Raw genomic sequence first — 16,267 nt, 5'->3', positions numbered from 1 at the left:
TTATCCACGCTCGTTAGTTAAGCGTCCGAAAATCCACACTCGCCAAACCTACCAAAAAGGGACGGGTTTATTTTGGCACGTTTCGGTCGGTATCAGGAAGTGTCAGGGACGGGGCGGCGGCAGGACTCGAGAGCGAAAAGAAGTATCGGGTTTGGCGTGCCCGCTTCTGCCCGTCCCGCGCGTGGGCGATACTCGGCTTATCGAACCGCGATGCAAAGGAGATGCTCATCCCACGAGCACTACCGAGAAGGGCTTGCGATTCGAGTCCCCACCTTAGCATTTGAACCATTTGGCACTATAATTACCGTAGGCATGCGCACAACGTTGCGCTTAATCAAGAGGAGAAAACGTATGGGTCTGTTTGATATGTTCAAGAAGAAGGCTGAGCCCGCGGCTGCCGCTGCTCCGGCCTCCATCTCTGCTTCTGCCGGCGCCGACGTGCTGTGCTCGCCCGTCAAGGGCAAGGTCATCAAGATGGCCGACGTGCCCGATCCCGTCTTTGGTGGCGAGGTTCTGGGCAAGGGCTGTGCCGTGTGGCCCGAGGACGATCTGGTCTACGCTCCCTGCGACGGTAAGGTGACCGTCACCATGGGTCACGCCGTGGGCCTGCAGTCCGATAGCGGCATCGAGGTTCTGGTGCACGTTGGCGTCGATACCGTCAACATGAACGGCGATGGCTTCGAGGGCTTCGTCAAGGCCGACGACGTTGTGAAGGCTGGCCAGCCCATACTCAAGATCGACCGCGCCAAGATCGCCGCTGCCGGTTACAAGGACTGCGTCGTCGTGGCCGTGTCCAACACCGCCGAGTTTGCCGATGTCGAACTCGCCGTCGAGGCCGACTCCGCCGTCGCCGCCGGTGACGCCATCGTCAAGGTCGTCCGCAAGTAAACTGTGGCATCCAAAGGATGTGCAAGGGTGGTCGGGTTTTCCGGCCACCTTTTTATTACATCGCGGGGAAGCGTTTTATTGCACGTTGGGCGGGCTTGCAAACCGTTCGGACGCTAAAACGAACCGACCGCGCCTTCGCGTTGCCGAGGGTGTTCATAAGTGGATAGTATGGGCTTACTTATTACAACGTGTGCCGCGTCCGGGAAGCGCGGTGCCGCTCATTGGGAGGAACAACATGAAAAAGAAGCTGCTGCTTGCGCCCCTCATGGCCGTCTTGGTTGCATGCGTGGTCGTGCTTTCCGGCTGTGGAGGTCCTTCGGTTGAGGAGCTCATCACCGAGGATCTTACGACGCAGTTTGACGAGGTCAAGAACGGTGGCGACGACTTCCTCTCTGGTCTGGAGGAGGCTTCGGGCGATGAGTTCGAGCAGCTGGGTATCGATCCCAAGGAGTATGCCAAGACCTATCTCGAGGGCTTTGACTACAAGATCGGCGACGTGACGGTCGACGAGGACAAGGGCGTCGCGACCGCCGAGGTCTCCATCACCTGCAAGTCCATGAACAAGATCGTCGAGGACTTCTCCACCCAGTATCAGGAGAAGGTTGCCGCGCTTGATACGGTTCCTTCCGATGACGAGCTGTACAAGATGGCCGGTCAGGTTATGGTCGATGTGACCAAGGCCACCGAGCCCAGGAAGACCACGGTTATCTTCAAGTACACCTGCAACGACGACGGCGAGTGGTCTGCCGACGACTCCGTCAACTCCGAGATGATGGATGCAATGCTGAGCTAGTTCGTTGCGGCGTTTTACCAAACGCCGCAACTGCTCAACGTTGCGCGGGCACCAGAGCGACAACTTGTCATTCAAAGAGGACGGTATGACCAGAAGGTCTATGCCGTCCTCTTTTCATGCCAATTTGTTCGCTCTGGTGTCCGCTCGCTGTCCGTCCTCTACCTGCGGCGTTGCCATTGTTGGGGTAGTCGTTGGGGCGTTCTTGTCTGACTAGTCGTTTAAGAACGTCCCCAACGACTACTTTCCGCGCAACAGCATTGTCGCAGCTGCGTTAAGCAGTGTCGCTCGTTACTCGCCCAGGATTAGCGCTGCGAGCTCGCCCTGGGTGTCCACCACGTAGTCGGCGCCGGCGGCTTCCAGCTCTGCGCGGCCGCGGAAACCCCAGCTGACGCCCGCACTCTTAAGGCCGGCGTTGTGGCCGGTCAGGATATCGACATTGGAATCGCCTACGTAGAGCGTGGTCGCCGGGTCGGCGCCTAGCTCTTCCATCACATGCAGCGTGACGGGTGCTTCGGGCTTGGGCGGAAACGCATCGACACGGCCCTGCACCAGCGCAAAGCGCTCGGAACCAAAATACTTTTCGATAAGCGGAGCCGCCGAGACGTGGTCCTTGTTAGTGAGCACGGCAAGCTGAACGCCCGCGGCGCGCAGGCGGTCGAGCATCTCGATCGTGCCGGCATAGGGAGCGGTGTGGTCTTCCTTGTGCTCGCCGTAGTAAGCGCTAAACACGGCAAGTGTCTGCTCAAACATGCGGCCGTCGCCTGCGTACTCGGCGGGCATAAAGCGCTCAACCAGCTTGAGCATGCCGTTTCCCACCTTGTAGCGGTACTCGTCAACGGCAAACGTGGGCCAGCCGTGCGCCTCGCAGGTATGGTTGCCGGCGGCCGCCAGGTCCTCGAGCGTGTTGAGAATGGTGCCGTCCAGGTCAAAGATCACATGGGAAAAAGCTGCTGCCATGGGTGCTCCTGCCGCTTGAGTTGTAAAACGCACCCCATGATACTGGGCATGCGTGCCGGGCATGTTTGGAATCTGAATATCTTTAATAGCCCTGAGCCTTTGTCGTTAGCAAATTCTCGGCAGCTGCTCTCCTACGAGCATGTCGAGGATGCGGGTCGAGCCCCAGCCGGTACGTACGCGCACGGCGGGTCGAGCGTCCGATCCAAGTGGCAGCACGCGGCCGATAATCGCGGCGTTCTCGCCGTAGCGGGCGGCGCGCATGGCGGCCAGCGCCGCATCGGCTTGTTCGGCCGGCACGACGGCAACCATCTTGCCCTCGTTTGCCACCTGCAGCACATCGTAGCCGAGCATCTCGCAGGCGGCCTGCACGTCGGGACGCACGGGCACGGCATCCTCGTCGACCTCCATGGCAACGCCGCTGGCCTGTGCAAACTCGTTGAGTGTGGACGCCAGGCCACCGCGCGTGGGGTCGCGGAAGCAATGTGTGTCGGGTGCTGCGGAAAGCACATCGGCAATCAGGTGGTTGAGCGGCGCGGCGTCGCTTTCGATGGTGCTCGAAAACGCCAGACCCTCGCGCTGACTCATGATGGCGATGCCGTGGTCGCCCAGTGTGCCCGACACCAGGATGACGTCGCCGGGCCGGCAGTTTGCGCCGCTGAGCGCCACGCCCGCGGGTACCTCGCCCACGCCGGCGGTATTGATATAGACGCCGTCGGCCCCGCCGCGCTCGACCACCTTAGTGTCGCCCGTGATTATGGACACGCCCGCTTCGTGCGCCGTTTCGGCCATCGTCTGCACAATCTGGTGGAGCTTATCCATGGGATAGCCCTCTTCGAGGATAAAGCCGCACGATAGGTAGCGCACGTTGGCGCCCGAGGTCGCGACGTCGTTGACGGTTCCGCACACGGCGAGGCGGCCGATGTTGCCGCCGGGGAAGAACTGCGGCGAGACTACAAAGCTGTCGGTCGACATGGCGATGCGCCCGCTCGCGGGCAGCGCGGCGACGCCGGCGTCGTTGCCTTCGAGCAGCTCGGGCGACCCAAAGGCATCCAAAAAGACCTCATCGATGATGCGCTTCATCATCTGTCCGCCGGAGCCGTGGCCCAGCAGGACGGTGCTATCGGTAACGCTATGGGACATATCGAAAACTCCAATCGTGGGTGGTGCCGGTGTGCGGGTGTGTCCGGGCTAGTTGCGGTAGCGGTAGTACGCCGCGCAGCTGCCCTCGGAGCTCACCATGCAGGGGCCGACGGGATGTTCGGGCGTACAAGCGTGGCCGAACAGGGGGCAGTCGCTCGGCGTAATGGCCCCGCGCAGCACGTCGCCGCAGCGGCATCCGCGCGGCTCGACCGTCGCCTCAACGGGCACGTCAAAGCGAACGCGGGCATCAAAGCGCGAGAACTCGGGACGGATGGAAAGGCCCGAGTTGGCAATCAGCCCCAATCCACGCCACGTGGTATCGCACGGCTCAAATACCTGCTCGACCAGCTGGCGCGCCACAGGATTGCCGTCGGCATTGACGCCGCGACGGTAGGCGTTGTCGATCGCGGGTTGCCCCTCAACAACCATCTGGACCAGCATGCAGATACCCTGCAAGATGTCGACCGGCTCAAATCCCGTTACCACGCCTGGAGTCTTAAACTCGTCGACCAAAAAGCCAAAGGGGGCCAAGCCCGTGATGGTGGCGACGTGGCCCGGCAGGATAAAGCCGTCGATGGCGGTCTCGGGGTCGTTGGCGATGGCGCGCAACGCCGGCGGCGTGGTCTTGTGGGCGCAATAGACCGAGAAGTTCAAAAGCCCGCGCGCCTCGGCCTCCAAGATGGCGGCGGCGATGGTGGGCGTCGTAGTCTCAAAGCCCACGCCCATAAAAATGACCGGGCGATCAGGGTTTTGCTCGGCAATGTCGAGCGCGTCGAGCGGGGAGTAGACGATGCGAATGTCACGCCCTGCCGCTTTTTGCGCAGCGGGCGAGGTGGATGATCCGGGCACGCGCATCATGTCGCCAAAGGTGGTGATGATGGCGCCGTCTATGTTGGCGAGCGCGATTGCGTGGTCGATGTCGCGGTTGGCGGTGACGCAGACGGGGCAGCCCGGGCCGCTCAGCAGCTTGAGCCCTGCCGGCATAATGGAGCGAAAGCCATAGCGCCCGATGCTCACGGTATGCGTGCCGCAGACTTCCATAAGGTTGATGGTGCGGTCGCCGACAAGCTCATGAATGCGCTCGATGAGCTCGCGAGCCAGCTTGGGATCGCGGAATGCCGAGAAATCGATACCGGAGCGAGCCGGCTGCTCGGGCGCCACTAGTAAGCCTCCGCCGGGTTGGTGGCCAGCTGGTCTTCTTCGACCAGCTCGGACATGGCATTAACAAGCTCGAGCGTTTCCTGTGCTTCCTGCTCGTCGACAATCTGGATGCCAAAGCCGGCGTGTACGAGAATATAGTCGCCAACCTGCGCCGTCGGCACGAGCCGCAGCGACACGGGGCGCTCGATGCCCATCATGTCGACGGTGGCCTTGAGGTCGTCGTCGCGTTTGACTACTTTGCCGGGAACGGCAAGGCACATATTGTTCCCCTTTTATACGCTTTGCGCTGGACGGGCGCTCAATAATCCATCAGTTGATGGTAGCGCTCGCGGGCGCTGCGGGCAAACGCGCTACACCTGTGAGACGGCGGCTTGCGGGCTGGCCGAACAGCCTACTGCGATGCAACCTGCGCAAGACGAGCGCGTGCGACTGCCGCCTGACCGTAGGTGATGCAGCCGTCATTGACGGGTACGGTGTGGGGGACAAGGACAGTAAGGCCTGCGCTTTTGAGCTCGCGGGCGAGGAGCTGAAGCAGAAGTCGGTTCATGAAGACGCCGCCCGAGAGCGCGACGGTGTCGATGCCCTCGTGCACGCAGATATCGCTGGCGATGCGCGCCGAGGAGCGCGCGACGGAGACATGGAAATCGAGTGCGAGCCTGTCGGCGGGCGCTCCGGCTTCAATTCCTCCCAAAAGTGCCTCAAAGAGTGCTTTCTGGTCCAGAACATAGGGGCCGTCCAGCCACGATGGGCCAGATGCGAAATAGCCGGCGTTGTTGTCGGGAAAATGGGCGATTTCGTTGTCGAGCGCGCGCCAGGCGGCAGCCTCAAGCTCGATGGCGGGTTCGCCCTCGTAGGTTGCCTTGTCGCAGATGCCCAGAATTGCTGCCGCGGCATCAAAGAGACGCCCCATGCTGCTGGTACGCGGGCTGTTGATGCCGCGCTCGATCATGGTGGCTGTCACGCTGCGCGTTTGCTCGTCGAGGCTGTCCAAAAGCCGAGCGGCACCTGGGTGCTCGAGCAGACCGAGCTCACTGAGCAGGGCAAAGGCGTTGCGGCGGGCGTCGCGCACGGAGGCCGCCCCGCCGGGGAGCGCCCAGGTGCGCAAATGCGCGGCGCGTTCAAAGCCGCCAAGGCTGGCAACAAGAAACTCGCCGCCCCAAATGGTCCCATCGGTGCCGGCGCCGGTGCCGTCAAAGGCGATGCCAAGGACGCGCGCGTCGGTTGTAAGCTGGCCCGCGGCGATGGCCTCGGCCATTACGCTCGCGATATGCGCATGATGGTGCTGCACCTCGACGAGCGGCAGATTGCATTTTCGCGCCTGCTCGCGCGCCCACTGGCCCGATAGATAGCTGGGGTGTACATCGCAGGCCAAGGCGGCGGGCGCCAAATCAAAGAGATCTTCCAAGCGCGTGCGCGCGGCGTTCCAGGCATCGAAGGTCCCGCCGTTTTCAACATCGCCGATATGCTGCGACACAAAACAGGGCGCCTCGCCGTTCGTCCCTTCACGTGTGAGCGCAATCGTGGCCTTTTGTTGTGGCCCGCAGGCGAGCACGCAGGACGGAGCGCCGTCGAGCGCCGGCAACGGCAGCGGCTGGGGTGCATATCCCCGAGCGCGGCGCACGGGCATAACGGCGCCGTCGACCACGCGCACCACGGAATCGTCATAGCGCGAGAGAATCGCGCGGTCGTTACCGAGCAACGCGTCGGCGATGCCGGCGGCAACGAGGTGTTCCCAGGCAAGGTCGTCGTCGGTCTCGATGGGTTCTTCGCTCAGGTTTCCGCTGGTCATGACGAGCGCGTGCATACCGCAGACTTCTGCCGCGGCAAGCAACAGATGTTGAAGCGGCGTATAGGGGAGCATGACGCCGAGCTCGGGCAGGTCGTGCGCGACAGATGGCGCGAGGGCGAGGATGTCGGGGGAACCGTCGTTGTCCTCGCTAACAGTGCGCCGGCGCAGCAGCACGATGGGGCGGATACTGCCAGCGAGCAGATCGCGTTCAGCATCATCGATATGACACAGGCGCTCGGTATCAGCAAGACTACGTACCATGACGGCAAGTGGTTTGTTGCTGCGGCGTTTGCGACGGCGCAACTCGGCCACCGCCTGCTCGTTGGCAGCGTCACAGGCTAGATGGAATCCGCCCAGGCCCTTGATGGCGACGATGCCACCGCTGGCCAGCAGCTCAACGCAGCGCTCGATGATAGCGTCGCTGGCCTCGCGTGTGGTGCCGACGGCCGGTGTCGCGGACGAATTCCCGCACGCATTGCCGTTTACAGCCTCGCGCCACGTAATATGCGGCCCGCAATCAAAGCAGGCATCGGGCTGCGCGTGAAAACGCCGGTCGAGTGGGTCGACATACTCCGCAGCGCACTTGGGACACATGGGAAAACAATCCATCGACGTGGCCGCTCGGTCATAAGGCAGCGATCGGATGATGGTAAAGCGTGGGCCGCAGTTGGTGCAGTTGATAAAGGGGTAGTGATAGCGTCGGTCGGCGGGATCGAACAACTCGCGCAGACAATCGTCGCAGGTGGCGATATCGGGCGAGACGAGCGTCGTGTGCGCGGTCTGGTCCTGCGACGCCACAATGTGAAAGCCCTGCTCATCGGCAGCGCTCCAGCCGCCAGGCTCCAAATCCGCAATATCGACTCGCTCAACGCGAGCTGCCGCAGGCGCATGCTCAGAAAGCGCGGCAACAAAAGCATCGAGCGCATCGGCCAAAGCGTGCGCCTCGATATGCACGCCGTCGCCCGCATTGAGCACCCATCCACAAATGCCATGTGCCATGGCCTCGCGATACACAAACGGTCGCATGCCAACGCCCTGCACAATGCCCGTCACATGAATATGCACATGCCGCATGCGACCCCCCTCATCAAAACCGACCAAAAAGGGACAGGTTTATTTTGGTAGGTAAAACTTCTAAACCTGCCAAAACAAACCTGTCCCTATTTGGCAGGTGCGCTGCGGGAAATCCCGCTACAGCCCCAGGCTCTGCTTGGTGGCGGCGCACGTGAGCTCGCCGTGCTTAACGCCGCGCAGGCCCAGCAGACGGTCGGCTAGTTCGTAGACGCGCTCGCCGCGACCCTTGAGCGCCAGAATCTCCAAGCAGTTGTGGTGATCCAGATGCACGTGCATGGTCGATACGATCTCGTCGGTGTAGTCGTGCTGCACCTCGTCCAGACGGCGCGTCAGATCGCCGGTGTGATGGTCGTAGATCATGGTGAGCGACCCGATAACGTGCTCATCGGGCGTGCGCATCTGCTCCTTGGCGATCGAGGCGCGAATCAGGTCGCGCACGGCCTCGGATCGGTTGGCCACGTCGCCGCGGCGTGCGATCTGCTCGTCAAAACGGCGCAGCAGGTCGTCGGGTGCGGTAACCGAAAAACGGACCAGCTCGGAGCCGGAACCACTACAGTGGCAGCCCGCGTCACCGTCCGCCCCGTGCGGATGCTCGTGCTCGTACCCGCAGCCGTGCTCGTGTTCGGCCACCTTACACCAGCTTCACGGAGCCGACGGAGTTGTGGTCGGCCTCGATGGCTTCCTCGTAGCCCTCGAGCGCGTCATGCGCCTCGTGCAGCGCGGCCATGGCGGCCTCGAGCTTGGCGCCGATGCGCTCCATGTCAAAATTCTCGGTCGCATGCAGCAACTGATGGCTCCACTCATGAGCGAGCTCGATGGTGTCGTCGACCTGTTTGACGCTCATGGCAAGCTGGCTCATGTTCATTCCAACATCATGCATGGGAAATCTCCTTTTGTATGGGGCAGTTCAGTGGTTCAGATTTTACTACGCCCGCTCTGCGCACAGCTGCATAAGAAAACGGGTACGAGTCTGTGCGACCCGCACCCGTTCACTGGGGGCTGTTTGTAACTACCATACTATCCGTGGTTGCACTCGGTGCATCCAGAAGTCCGGCGAGCGGTGCAAAAGCGCTCATAGACGGCGGGTAAGTAACAAGCGTATTACAGATGCTTTTCCAGCAGCGCCTGCAGCCTCGCCTTGGGCAGAGCGCCAACTGAGCGGTCAATCTCCTCGCCGTTCTTAAACACAATCAGCGTGGGGATGCTCATGACGCCATACTTCATGGCCAGGTCCTGGTTGTCGTCGACGTTGCACTTGGCAACGGCGAGCTTGCCCGCCAGCTCATCGGCAACCTCGTCAACGATGGGCGAGAGGGATCGACAGGGCCCGCACCACGGTGCCCAAAAATCGACCAGCACGGGCAGGCTGTCGTTAACGATGGAATCGAAGTTCTCGGGGGTAATCTGATTAATGTCAGCCATGGTGACCTCCATAATGCGACGCGGCTCGGCCGCGTAAAACTCAGTACGACCGTGCTTATACCCAGCCGCCCGCAAAGCAACCACTCGCGGGCAGCTCTTTTATATAATGGTGGGCACGCAAACGATTGGAGAGCGCATGTCCACGTCACAAAGCCAGAAAAAAGAAGCCATCGCCCAGGCGGCCGAGCAGGAGCTCACATCGCTTGCGGTCCGTGGCGTGCGTATTGCGGGCAACGCGTGCTCGCCGATCGTGCTGGTCAAAGGCGATTTGGACGAGGCCGAGCGTTCGGGTGGCGAGCTTGCCGCCGGCCCGGATGGCGCGGCGTTGCGCAAGGCGCTTGGGGCCATCGGCTACGCGCCCGAGGATTTTTGCGTGCTGGCAAGCGTCGCCGGCGTGGGTGACGGAGCGGTCGCGGTGGGCGAGACTCTGCCGTGCGAGCTGTTCCGTGAGGCGCTTGAGGCTTTGGACCCCGAGGCGGTGCTACTGCTCGACAACAACGCGGCTGACGCCATGCGCGAGACCTACGCCGATATGCTCGTGGCGATCGATGACTTCGACACCGCCATGCTCAAGCCCGGCTTGGTCGCCCATGTGCAGGGTCGCCGCGTGCTCGCGCTCGACGGTTTTGAGGCGGCGCTCACTGACAAAGCCGCCAAGCAGCGCATGTGGGCATACATCAAGCAGCTGACCCCGGCAGCCGCGCCGCTGTAGCGGATTGGCGCCGGCGAGCGATTGCCTGGCGGGCAAGGCGCGCCTCGAGATCGGCGCCGCACTTCTACATCACGGCGCGCAGCTCAAACCGATCGCCGTTAATGCGGAACTGACAGTTGCCGTTCATGCGCTCCACGGCAAGTTTGATGCTCTTGGTGCCAAAGCCGTGGCCCGCATGCCGGGTCACGGGCATGCCGTCGACCATGCGCGGCGCGCGGTCAAACGTGTTGGAAACTAACAGCAGCAGCTGGCCGTCCTCTAATCGCAGGTCAAAGTCGACGAATCGCTTTCCCTGGGGCGCGGCGCTCGCGGCGGTGATAGCGTTTTCCAAGGCATTTGAGAGCACGCTAAACAGGTCGGCGTCACCTACGTGGATGGTTTCGGGTACGGCGGCGCGCAGGTTGGCGGTAATGCCGTTTCTATTGATATCCGAGTTAAATGACGAAAGCGCGATGTTTACGGTCTCGTTGGCGCAGAAGCGGCGTACGGCGGTGCGATCGCCGGCTTCGCAGAGTTCATCGATGCGTTTGAGCGCCTCGTCGGTGTGGCCCTCCTCAATTAAAGCGGCCAGGCCGCGTAGGAAGTGGCGCATATCGTGGCGAAGAATCGACAGCTCGCGCCCAGATTGACGCCAAGCCTCGAGCTCTTTGATGGCGGCGCTGTCGCGGGTTTCGAGCATCCAGCGCTCTCGCTCGGCGGTTTCCTTTTCTTCGTATTCGCGCAGGTAAACGGCAAGAAACATAAGATAGAAGGCACAGAGCGCAAATGCCAAAAACTCAACCGTTACCACCGAGCCCGAGTGGAACAGCGTGGTGTAGACGTTGGTGGCATAGTCAAAGACGTAATAGACGAGCGGCAGGATTAAAAGGATGCCCAGCTCGGTGGTGCTTTTAATCGCCAAGCGTGGACCGATGTCGCCGGCCCAATGCAACAGGACGGCAAAGACGGCGAGTGTGGTCGCGATGCGCGCCAGATAGTACGCGATCTGCGAATCGGTTGCGGCAAAGGCGGCGATGCCCATCCAATTGCTGAACTGGCAGCTCAGATAAGCACTCGTAATGCCGAGCGCGGCAAGCAGCGGGCTCAGGCGGTAGCGCGCACACAAATAGATGATGAGCGGCAGATGCACGACGAGCGGATATACCTGGCGGGCGAAAAGCTCTCCGCCGACGGCATTGGCGAGGCCAAATGCGCATCCGGTTACGGCACCGACCAGCACCAGTTCAAGCGTATGACGCCGGTTGATCTCGACACCGCACAGCGCCGCCGAGGCAAAGACGCCAAAGAGCAGCGTCGTGGCGTGGTGGATTGCCCAAAGGACCATTTCGACCGAGGAGACCATCAGTGTCTCCCACCCTCAAAGCGCACCGCAAAGTAGGCGTCTTGGAATCCCTGCTTGCAACTGCGCGAAAGCGGGATGCACGCGCCGGAGCGCATGACGATGTCCGTGCGGTCAAAGTGATCGATATTGCGCAGGTTGACCTGGTAGCTGCGGTGGCATTTAAAGAAGGTGACATTTTGCGCCAAACGGTCTTCGACGCTGCGGAATGATTCGAGTGCCTCGATATCGCGTCCGTCGCGCAGGTGGAAGACCACGTGCTTGTTGCGCGCCTCGGCATATTCGATGTCGGACAGGCGCAGGGCGTGGTAGCCAAAGGACGTTTTGATCACGAGCTCGTCGGTTGCTGCCGGGCGCATGCTCGAAAGCTCGTCGAGTAGCTGCGCCAGGCGTTCGTAAGTCACGGGCTTGAGCAGATAGTCGAAGGCACGGACCTCGTAGGACTCCAGTGCAAACTCGGGCGATGAGGTGAGGAACACCAGGCGCACGGCGGTGTCGGCCTGGCGCAGTTCGCGTGCGGTGTCCATGCCGTTGACGAGCGGCATGATCATGTCGAGCAGAATGATGTCGGCGCGCGATGCGGCATGGCGGGCCAGCAGGTCCTCGCCGCGTGTGACGAGCGCAACATCGACCGCCGTGCCCGTCTCGGTCGACCAACGGTCGATCATCCGGTGCAGTCTATCTAGAAAAGCGACATCATCGTCGCAGGCAATAATCTTGAGCATTCGGCCCCCTTAAGTAGTTCGATTTTGCCACATCGGGTACGCGCCGCTTGCGGGGGTGCGGACCGTTTGCGCCCCACGGCGTGCAACTCGCGCCAAGCGGTATTGCGGTGGCGAAAGATGCCTCCTGCGCCATCGAGAGCTCAGCTATCCTCAGCTTGCCAGTTCGAATATGGACCTGCCACATGATTGAATCTTTATTTCAACTTTACACCTAGGTTTACAGCTGTCTTGTCAGCTGTAAACCTAGGTGTCATACTAAAGCCCCAAGATTCGCCAAAAGAGAGGGGCCTTGATGGCACAGAGCGCGAACATGGATGCGTCGGAGCTTGCACGCGATATCGCGGCCGGCTTGGCATCGGCAACGACGGCAACGGAGCGTGCGGCACTGGTGCCCGCAGAGCTCGTCGAGGCCATTCAGCAACTAAAAACCCAACGTGACGCGGTGATCCTGGCGCACTATTACGTGGCGCCCGAGGTCCAAGCCGTTGCCGATTACGTCGGCGATAGCTTCTACCTGGCAAAGCTCGCCAAGAGCCTGCCGCAGCAGACCATCGTGTTGTGCGGCGTGGAGTTTATGGGCGAGAGCGCCAAGCTGCTCAATCCCACTAAGACCGTGCTGCTGCCCGAGCCGGGCGCAGACTGTCCCATGGCGCACATGGTCAAGCGCGAGACGGTTGACGCGGCGCGCGCCGAGTACGGCGACGACCTGGCCGTGGTGTGCTACGTCAACTCCACGGTCGAGATCAAGAGCTGGAGCGACGTGTGCGTCACCAGTTCCAACGCCGTTAAGATCGTGTCCGAGCTGCCGCAGCAGCATATCCTGTTCATTCCCGACCAAAACCTGGGACGCTTCGTAGCCGAGCAGGTGCCGCAAAAGCACGTCATCCTCAACAACGGCTACTGCCCACGCCATCACATCATCACCGTCGAGCAGATCGTCGACGCGACGGAGGCCCACCCCGACGCGCTCGTGCTGGCGCATCCTGAGTGCAAGGCCGACGTCCTGGCCGAGGCCGACTACATCGGCTCCACCGCCGGCATCATCAAGTATGCCGAGGAGTCCGACGCGAGCGAGTTCATTATCGTGACGGTCCGCGGCGTGCTCTACGAGCTCGAGCGCCGCTGCCAGGGCACCGGCAAGAAGTTCTATTTCCCCGCGGTGCAGCCCACCTGCGTCAACATGGACCTCATCACGCTCGAAAAGCTCGTGCGCTGTCTGGAGACGGGCGAGGGCGAGGTGCAGATCGGCGTCTCGGACGAGGCAGCAGACCAGGCCAAGCTCACGCTCGACCGTATGCTCGAGTACGCAGCACGCTAGAACAATGTTGCATGAGGGACGGTCCCTTATGTCACATTCAAGGGAGAGGATTCCTGTGGAAACCAAACAATACCCCGACATGGAGTGCGACGTCGTTATTGCCGGCTGCGGCGTAGCGGGCTTGTACGCGGCTCTCAACCTGCCGGCGAGCACGCGCGTGATCATGCTCTCCAAGGGCGCTGTCGACGAGTGCGATTCGATGCTCGCGCAGGGCGGCATTTGCGTGCTGCCCGAAGGCTCGGACTACGATGCCTTCTTTGAGGACACCATGCACGCCGGCCACTACGAGAACCGCCGCGAGAGCGTCGACATCATGATTCGCTCGAGCCGCTCGGTCATCAACGACCTGCTGGCCATGGGCGTGGATTTTGAGCGCAGGGCTGACGGCAGCCTCGACTTTACCCGCGAGGGCGCGCATAGCCGTCCGCGCATCGCCTTCCATGCCGACATCACCGGCAAGGAGATCACGACTAAGCTGCTCCAGGCCGTCCGCAAGCTGGACAACGTGCAGATTTTGGAGCACGTGGCCATGACCGACATCCTAACGGGCGAGCGTGATGGCGCCACGGTGTGTACCGGCGTCGTCGCCGTTCCCGTGGACGAGGGCAACTCGGTTCGCCCCGCCGACGAGCTGGTAAATGCCGCCGAGGGCGTGCATGCCGGCGAGCCGTTTAAGATCCATGCCCGCCACACGCTATGGGCGACGGGCGGTATCGGCGGCGTATACGACCATTCGACCAACTACCCGCAGCTCACGGGCGACGCCTGCTATATTGCTCAGGAGCATGGCATTAAGATGGAGCACCTGGACTACGTGCAGATTCACCCCACGGGACTGTTCTCGCCGCAGCCGGGCCGCACCTTCCTGATCAGCGAGAGCTGCCGCGGCGAGGGCGCGATTTTGCTCAACGCCGCTGGTGAGCGATTTACCGACGAGCTTCAGCCGCGCGATGTGGTCGCCGCCGCTATTCGCGAGCAGATGAAGCAGGACGGTACCGAGCACGAGTGGCTGAGCTTTGCCCCCGTCGAGCGCGACGTGGTGACCGGGCACTTTGCCAACATCCGCGCGCGCTGCCTGGAGGACGGCCGCGACATCTTGGACGAGCCCATTCCCGTTACGCCGACGCAGCACTACTTTATGGGCGGCGTATGGGTCGACAAGGACGGCCGCACTTCGATGCCCGAGCTCTACGCCGCGGGCGAGACGGCCTGCAACGGCGTTCACGGCAAGAATCGCCTTGCATCAAACAGCTTGCTCGAGGCGCTGGTTTGGGGTCGTCGCGCCGCGTGGTATATGCGTACCGGCGAGTCGCTGGCCGTGGAGCAGGCGGGCGAGCCCGCGCTCGACGGGCGTCACCGCGCCTTGAGCGCTGACACCCTTGCAATCGATGATTTGGCCCGTGCCGCCGGCACACAGGCCGTGGAGGAGTAGACCATGAATCCCATTACCATGAAGCTTGTCGTCGATGATCTGATTCTGCAGGCTCTGCGCGAGGACATTACGTTTGAGGACGTGAGCACGGCGAGCGTGTGCCCCACGGCGCGTCCCGCCACGGTGGAGCTTATCGCCAAAGCCGATGGCATCATCGCCGGTCTGGATGTGTTCGCTCGCACCTTTGAGCTGCTGGATTCGCAGAGCTCGGTGCTGTTTGATGTTGCCGACGGTGACGAGGTGCATGCCGGCGACCACGTGGGCCAGGTGCGCGGCGATGCGCGCGTGCTGCTTTCAGGCGAGCGCGTGGCACTCAACTACCTGCAGCGCATGAGCGGCATCGCTACCTATACGCACAGCATGGCCGCGGCGCTCGAGGGAACCAAGACCGTGCTCGTCGACACGCGCAAGACCACGCCGGGCATGCGCGTCTTCGAGAAGGCCGCGGTCGAGATCGGCGGCGGCAGCAACCACCGTTACAACCTGTCGACGGCCGTCATGCTCAAGGACAACCACATCGATGCCGCCGGTGGCGTGACGCGCGCGATCGAGATGGCGCGCGCCCATGCATCGTTTACCACGACGGTCGAGATCGAGTGCGAGAACCTGGACATGGTGCGCGAGGCCGTGGAGGCCGGCGCCGACATCATCATGTTCGACAACATGACCCATGACGACATGGCCGCCGCTATTGAACTTATCGCCGGCCGCGCCAAGACCGAGTGCTCGGGCAACGTGGATGCCAGCAATATCCGCGCGCTTGCCGACCTGGGCGTTGACTTTATTAGCTCGGGCGCCCTGACGCACTCCGCGCCGATCCTCGACCTCTCGCTTAAGCACCTGCGTCTGCTGGACGGTAAATAATGAACGCCCGCGAGCGTCGCCGTGCCATCATGGCCGTGCTCGAGGGGGCCAAGGGGCCCGTATCGGGCAGCGCGCTTGCCCGCGAGGTGGGTGTGAGCCGCCAGATCGTGGTGCAGGACATCGCCCTGCTGCGCGCCGATGGGCACGATATCGTGGCGACCAACCGCGGCTACGTGCTGCAGGAGGCCCCCAGCAGCCCCGCCGTGCCTACGCGCTTGGTCAAGGTTCGCCACAGCGTGGAGCAGGCAGGCGATGAGCTCACGAGTATCGTCGACGCCGGCGGCGCCGTGCTCAACGTGATTGTCAATCACCGCGTGTACGGTAAGATTACGGCCGACCTGGACATCCGCAATCGTCGCGATGTCGGGCGCTATCTGCGCGATATCGAGAGCGGCAAGAGCTTTCCGCTGCTGACGGTGACCAGCGGCTACCACTTCCATCGCATTGCGGCGGAGGACGAACAGACCCTCGACGAGATCGAGGCCATGCTCAAGGAAAAAGGCTACCTAGCAGACCTGATGCCCTACGAAGACGATTTGTCCTAGTCGACGCCGCATCTATAAGTTGCGGTGAAATAGTTCCTAAAATCGGCATCCAAGACATAAAACAGGAACTATTCCACCGCAACTGCCAAGGGTCCCGCTCCAAATTAG

The 16,267-nt window shown here is 62.0% G+C and carries 17 protein-coding genes; 7 read left to right on the top strand and 10 right to left on the bottom strand.

Features of this window, described 5'->3' with window-relative positions; translation table 11 throughout:
* Positions 1-351 precede the first annotated feature (351 nt).
* Entirely contained in the window at positions 352-888 is a 537-nt protein-coding gene (locus tag AAAX72_RS04610; protein ID WP_055285321.1) for a PTS glucose transporter subunit IIA, read from the top strand.
* Between the two features lie 235 nt (positions 889-1,123).
* The gene (locus tag AAAX72_RS04605) at positions 1,124-1,681 is read left to right on the top strand and encodes a hypothetical protein (RefSeq protein WP_035136614.1); all 558 of its coding nucleotides are present in this window, start codon (positions 1,124-1,126) and stop codon (positions 1,679-1,681) included.
* 288 nt (positions 1,682-1,969) lie between these two features.
* On the opposite strand, the gene AAAX72_RS04600 is transcribed toward AAAX72_RS04605, so the two are convergent.
* From AAAX72_RS04600 to trxA, 8 genes are all read right to left on the bottom strand, one after another.
* Positions 1,970-2,638, bottom strand: coding sequence for an HAD-IA family hydrolase (locus AAAX72_RS04600; RefSeq protein ID WP_349129270.1), 669 nt, complete (start codon positions 2,636-2,638; stop codon positions 1,970-1,972).
* A 105-nt stretch (positions 2,639-2,743) separates the two neighbouring features.
* Positions 2,744-3,778 (bottom strand): hydrogenase expression/formation protein HypE, encoded by a 1,035-nt coding sequence (gene hypE / locus AAAX72_RS04595; protein WP_349129268.1) that lies wholly within the window; start codon positions 3,776-3,778, stop codon positions 2,744-2,746.
* Between the two features lie 48 nt (positions 3,779-3,826).
* Positions 3,827-4,939 carry a hydrogenase formation protein HypD gene (hypD, locus tag AAAX72_RS04590; protein WP_349129266.1) on the bottom strand — a complete coding sequence of 371 codons (1,113 nt, stop codon included), beginning with the start codon at positions 4,937-4,939 and terminating at the stop codon, positions 3,827-3,829.
* Complete coding sequence (locus AAAX72_RS04585) at positions 4,939-5,199, bottom strand: HypC/HybG/HupF family hydrogenase formation chaperone (protein WP_006235228.1); 261 nt, start codon at positions 5,197-5,199, stop codon at positions 4,939-4,941. Before AAAX72_RS04585 ends, hypD begins: the two co-directional genes overlap by 1 nt.
* 131 nt (positions 5,200-5,330) lie before the next feature.
* Positions 5,331-7,802: a carbamoyltransferase HypF gene (hypF, locus tag AAAX72_RS04580; RefSeq protein WP_349129265.1), complete on the bottom strand. Its 2,472-nt coding sequence runs from the start codon at positions 7,800-7,802 to the stop codon at positions 5,331-5,333.
* Between the two features lie 117 nt (positions 7,803-7,919).
* On the bottom strand, positions 7,920-8,432 hold the full coding sequence (gene nikR / locus AAAX72_RS04575; protein ID WP_118205863.1) for a nickel-responsive transcriptional regulator NikR: 513 nt from the start codon (positions 8,430-8,432) through the stop codon (positions 7,920-7,922).
* 1 nt (position 8,433) lies between these two features.
* On the bottom strand, positions 8,434-8,682 hold the full coding sequence (locus AAAX72_RS04570) for a hypothetical protein (RefSeq protein ID WP_006235225.1): 249 nt from the start codon (positions 8,680-8,682) through the stop codon (positions 8,434-8,436).
* A 221-nt stretch (positions 8,683-8,903) separates the two neighbouring features.
* On the bottom strand, positions 8,904-9,224 hold the full coding sequence (gene trxA / locus AAAX72_RS04565) for a thioredoxin (RefSeq protein WP_022093990.1): 321 nt from the start codon (positions 9,222-9,224) through the stop codon (positions 8,904-8,906).
* Positions 9,225-9,360: 136 nt separating this feature from the next.
* On the opposite strand from trxA, the gene AAAX72_RS04560 reads away from it, so the two are divergent.
* Positions 9,361-9,936, top strand: coding sequence for a hypothetical protein (locus AAAX72_RS04560; RefSeq protein WP_161115202.1), 576 nt, complete (start codon positions 9,361-9,363; stop codon positions 9,934-9,936).
* A 64-nt stretch (positions 9,937-10,000) separates the two neighbouring features.
* Here the strand turns inward: AAAX72_RS04560 and AAAX72_RS04555 are convergent, their stop codons facing one another.
* Both AAAX72_RS04555 and AAAX72_RS04550 read right to left on the bottom strand, forming a co-directional pair.
* The gene (locus tag AAAX72_RS04555; protein WP_349129262.1) at positions 10,001-11,278 is read right to left on the bottom strand and encodes a GHKL domain-containing protein; all 1,278 of its coding nucleotides are present in this window, start codon (positions 11,276-11,278) and stop codon (positions 10,001-10,003) included.
* Entirely contained in the window at positions 11,278-12,000 is a 723-nt protein-coding gene (locus tag AAAX72_RS04550) for a LytTR family DNA-binding domain-containing protein (protein WP_349129261.1), read from the bottom strand. Before AAAX72_RS04550 ends, AAAX72_RS04555 begins: the two co-directional genes overlap by 1 nt.
* Positions 12,001-12,292: 292 nt before the next feature.
* Between AAAX72_RS04550 and nadA the strand changes: the two genes are divergently transcribed.
* Genes nadA through AAAX72_RS04530 form a run of 4 tightly spaced genes read left to right on the top strand, consistent with a single transcriptional unit; the run spans position 12,293 to position 16,159 of the window.
* A complete protein-coding gene (gene nadA, locus AAAX72_RS04545; protein ID WP_117583639.1) occupies positions 12,293-13,318 on the top strand; it encodes a quinolinate synthase NadA in 1,026 nt (341 codons plus the stop codon).
* Between the two features lie 55 nt (positions 13,319-13,373).
* Complete coding sequence (locus tag AAAX72_RS04540) at positions 13,374-14,750, top strand: FAD-binding protein (protein WP_349129259.1); 1,377 nt, start codon at positions 13,374-13,376, stop codon at positions 14,748-14,750.
* A 3-nt stretch (positions 14,751-14,753) separates the two neighbouring features.
* Positions 14,754-15,614, top strand: coding sequence for a carboxylating nicotinate-nucleotide diphosphorylase (nadC, locus tag AAAX72_RS04535; protein ID WP_035136620.1), 861 nt, complete (start codon positions 14,754-14,756; stop codon positions 15,612-15,614).
* Positions 15,614-16,159, top strand: a complete 546-nt coding sequence (locus tag AAAX72_RS04530; protein WP_349129257.1) for a transcription repressor NadR — start codon at positions 15,614-15,616, stop codon at positions 16,157-16,159. The genes nadC and AAAX72_RS04530 overlap by 1 nt, the downstream gene beginning before the upstream one ends.
* Positions 16,160-16,267: the final 108 nt, after the last annotated feature.

Source organism: Collinsella sp. CLA-ER-H8 (assembly GCF_040092335.1).
GTDB lineage: Bacteria > Actinomycetota > Coriobacteriia > Coriobacteriales > Coriobacteriaceae > Collinsella.
The sequence above is the reverse complement of the archived record's forward strand: the minus strand, read 5'-3'. Positions and strand labels throughout refer to the sequence as shown.

What these genes read in the sequence shown, in the direction of transcription:
- AAAX72_RS04610 (WP_055285321.1), top strand. Translation starts at nt 352, where the DNA reads ATGGGTCTGTTTGATATGTTCAAGAAGAAGGCTGAGCCCGCGGCTGCC.
- AAAX72_RS04605 (WP_035136614.1), top strand. Translation starts at nt 1,124, where the DNA reads ATGAAAAAGAAGCTGCTGCTTGCGCCCCTCATGGCCGTCTTGGTTGCA.
- AAAX72_RS04600 (WP_349129270.1), bottom strand. Translation starts at nt 2,638, where the DNA reads ATGGCAGCAGCTTTTTCCCATGTGATCTTTGACCTGGACGGCACCATT.
- hypE (WP_349129268.1), bottom strand. Translation starts at nt 3,778, where the DNA reads ATGTCCCATAGCGTTACCGATAGCACCGTCCTGCTGGGCCACGGCTCC.
- AAAX72_RS04585 (WP_006235228.1), bottom strand. Translation starts at nt 5,199, where the DNA reads ATGTGCCTTGCCGTTCCCGGCAAAGTAGTCAAACGCGACGACGACCTC.
- hypF (WP_349129265.1), bottom strand. Translation starts at nt 7,802, where the DNA reads ATGCGGCATGTGCATATTCATGTGACGGGCATTGTGCAGGGCGTTGGC.
- AAAX72_RS04570 (WP_006235225.1), bottom strand. Translation starts at nt 8,682, where the DNA reads ATGCATGATGTTGGAATGAACATGAGCCAGCTTGCCATGAGCGTCAAA.
- trxA (WP_022093990.1), bottom strand. Translation starts at nt 9,224, where the DNA reads ATGGCTGACATTAATCAGATTACCCCCGAGAACTTCGATTCCATCGTT.
- AAAX72_RS04560 (WP_161115202.1), top strand. Translation starts at nt 9,361, where the DNA reads ATGTCCACGTCACAAAGCCAGAAAAAAGAAGCCATCGCCCAGGCGGCC.
- AAAX72_RS04555 (WP_349129262.1), bottom strand. Translation starts at nt 11,278, where the DNA reads ATGGTCTCCTCGGTCGAAATGGTCCTTTGGGCAATCCACCACGCCACG.
- AAAX72_RS04550 (WP_349129261.1), bottom strand. Translation starts at nt 12,000, where the DNA reads ATGCTCAAGATTATTGCCTGCGACGATGATGTCGCTTTTCTAGATAGA.
- nadA (WP_117583639.1), top strand. Translation starts at nt 12,293, where the DNA reads ATGGCACAGAGCGCGAACATGGATGCGTCGGAGCTTGCACGCGATATC.
- nadC (WP_035136620.1), top strand. Translation starts at nt 14,754, where the DNA reads ATGAATCCCATTACCATGAAGCTTGTCGTCGATGATCTGATTCTGCAG.
- AAAX72_RS04530 (WP_349129257.1), top strand. Translation starts at nt 15,614, where the DNA reads ATGAACGCCCGCGAGCGTCGCCGTGCCATCATGGCCGTGCTCGAGGGG.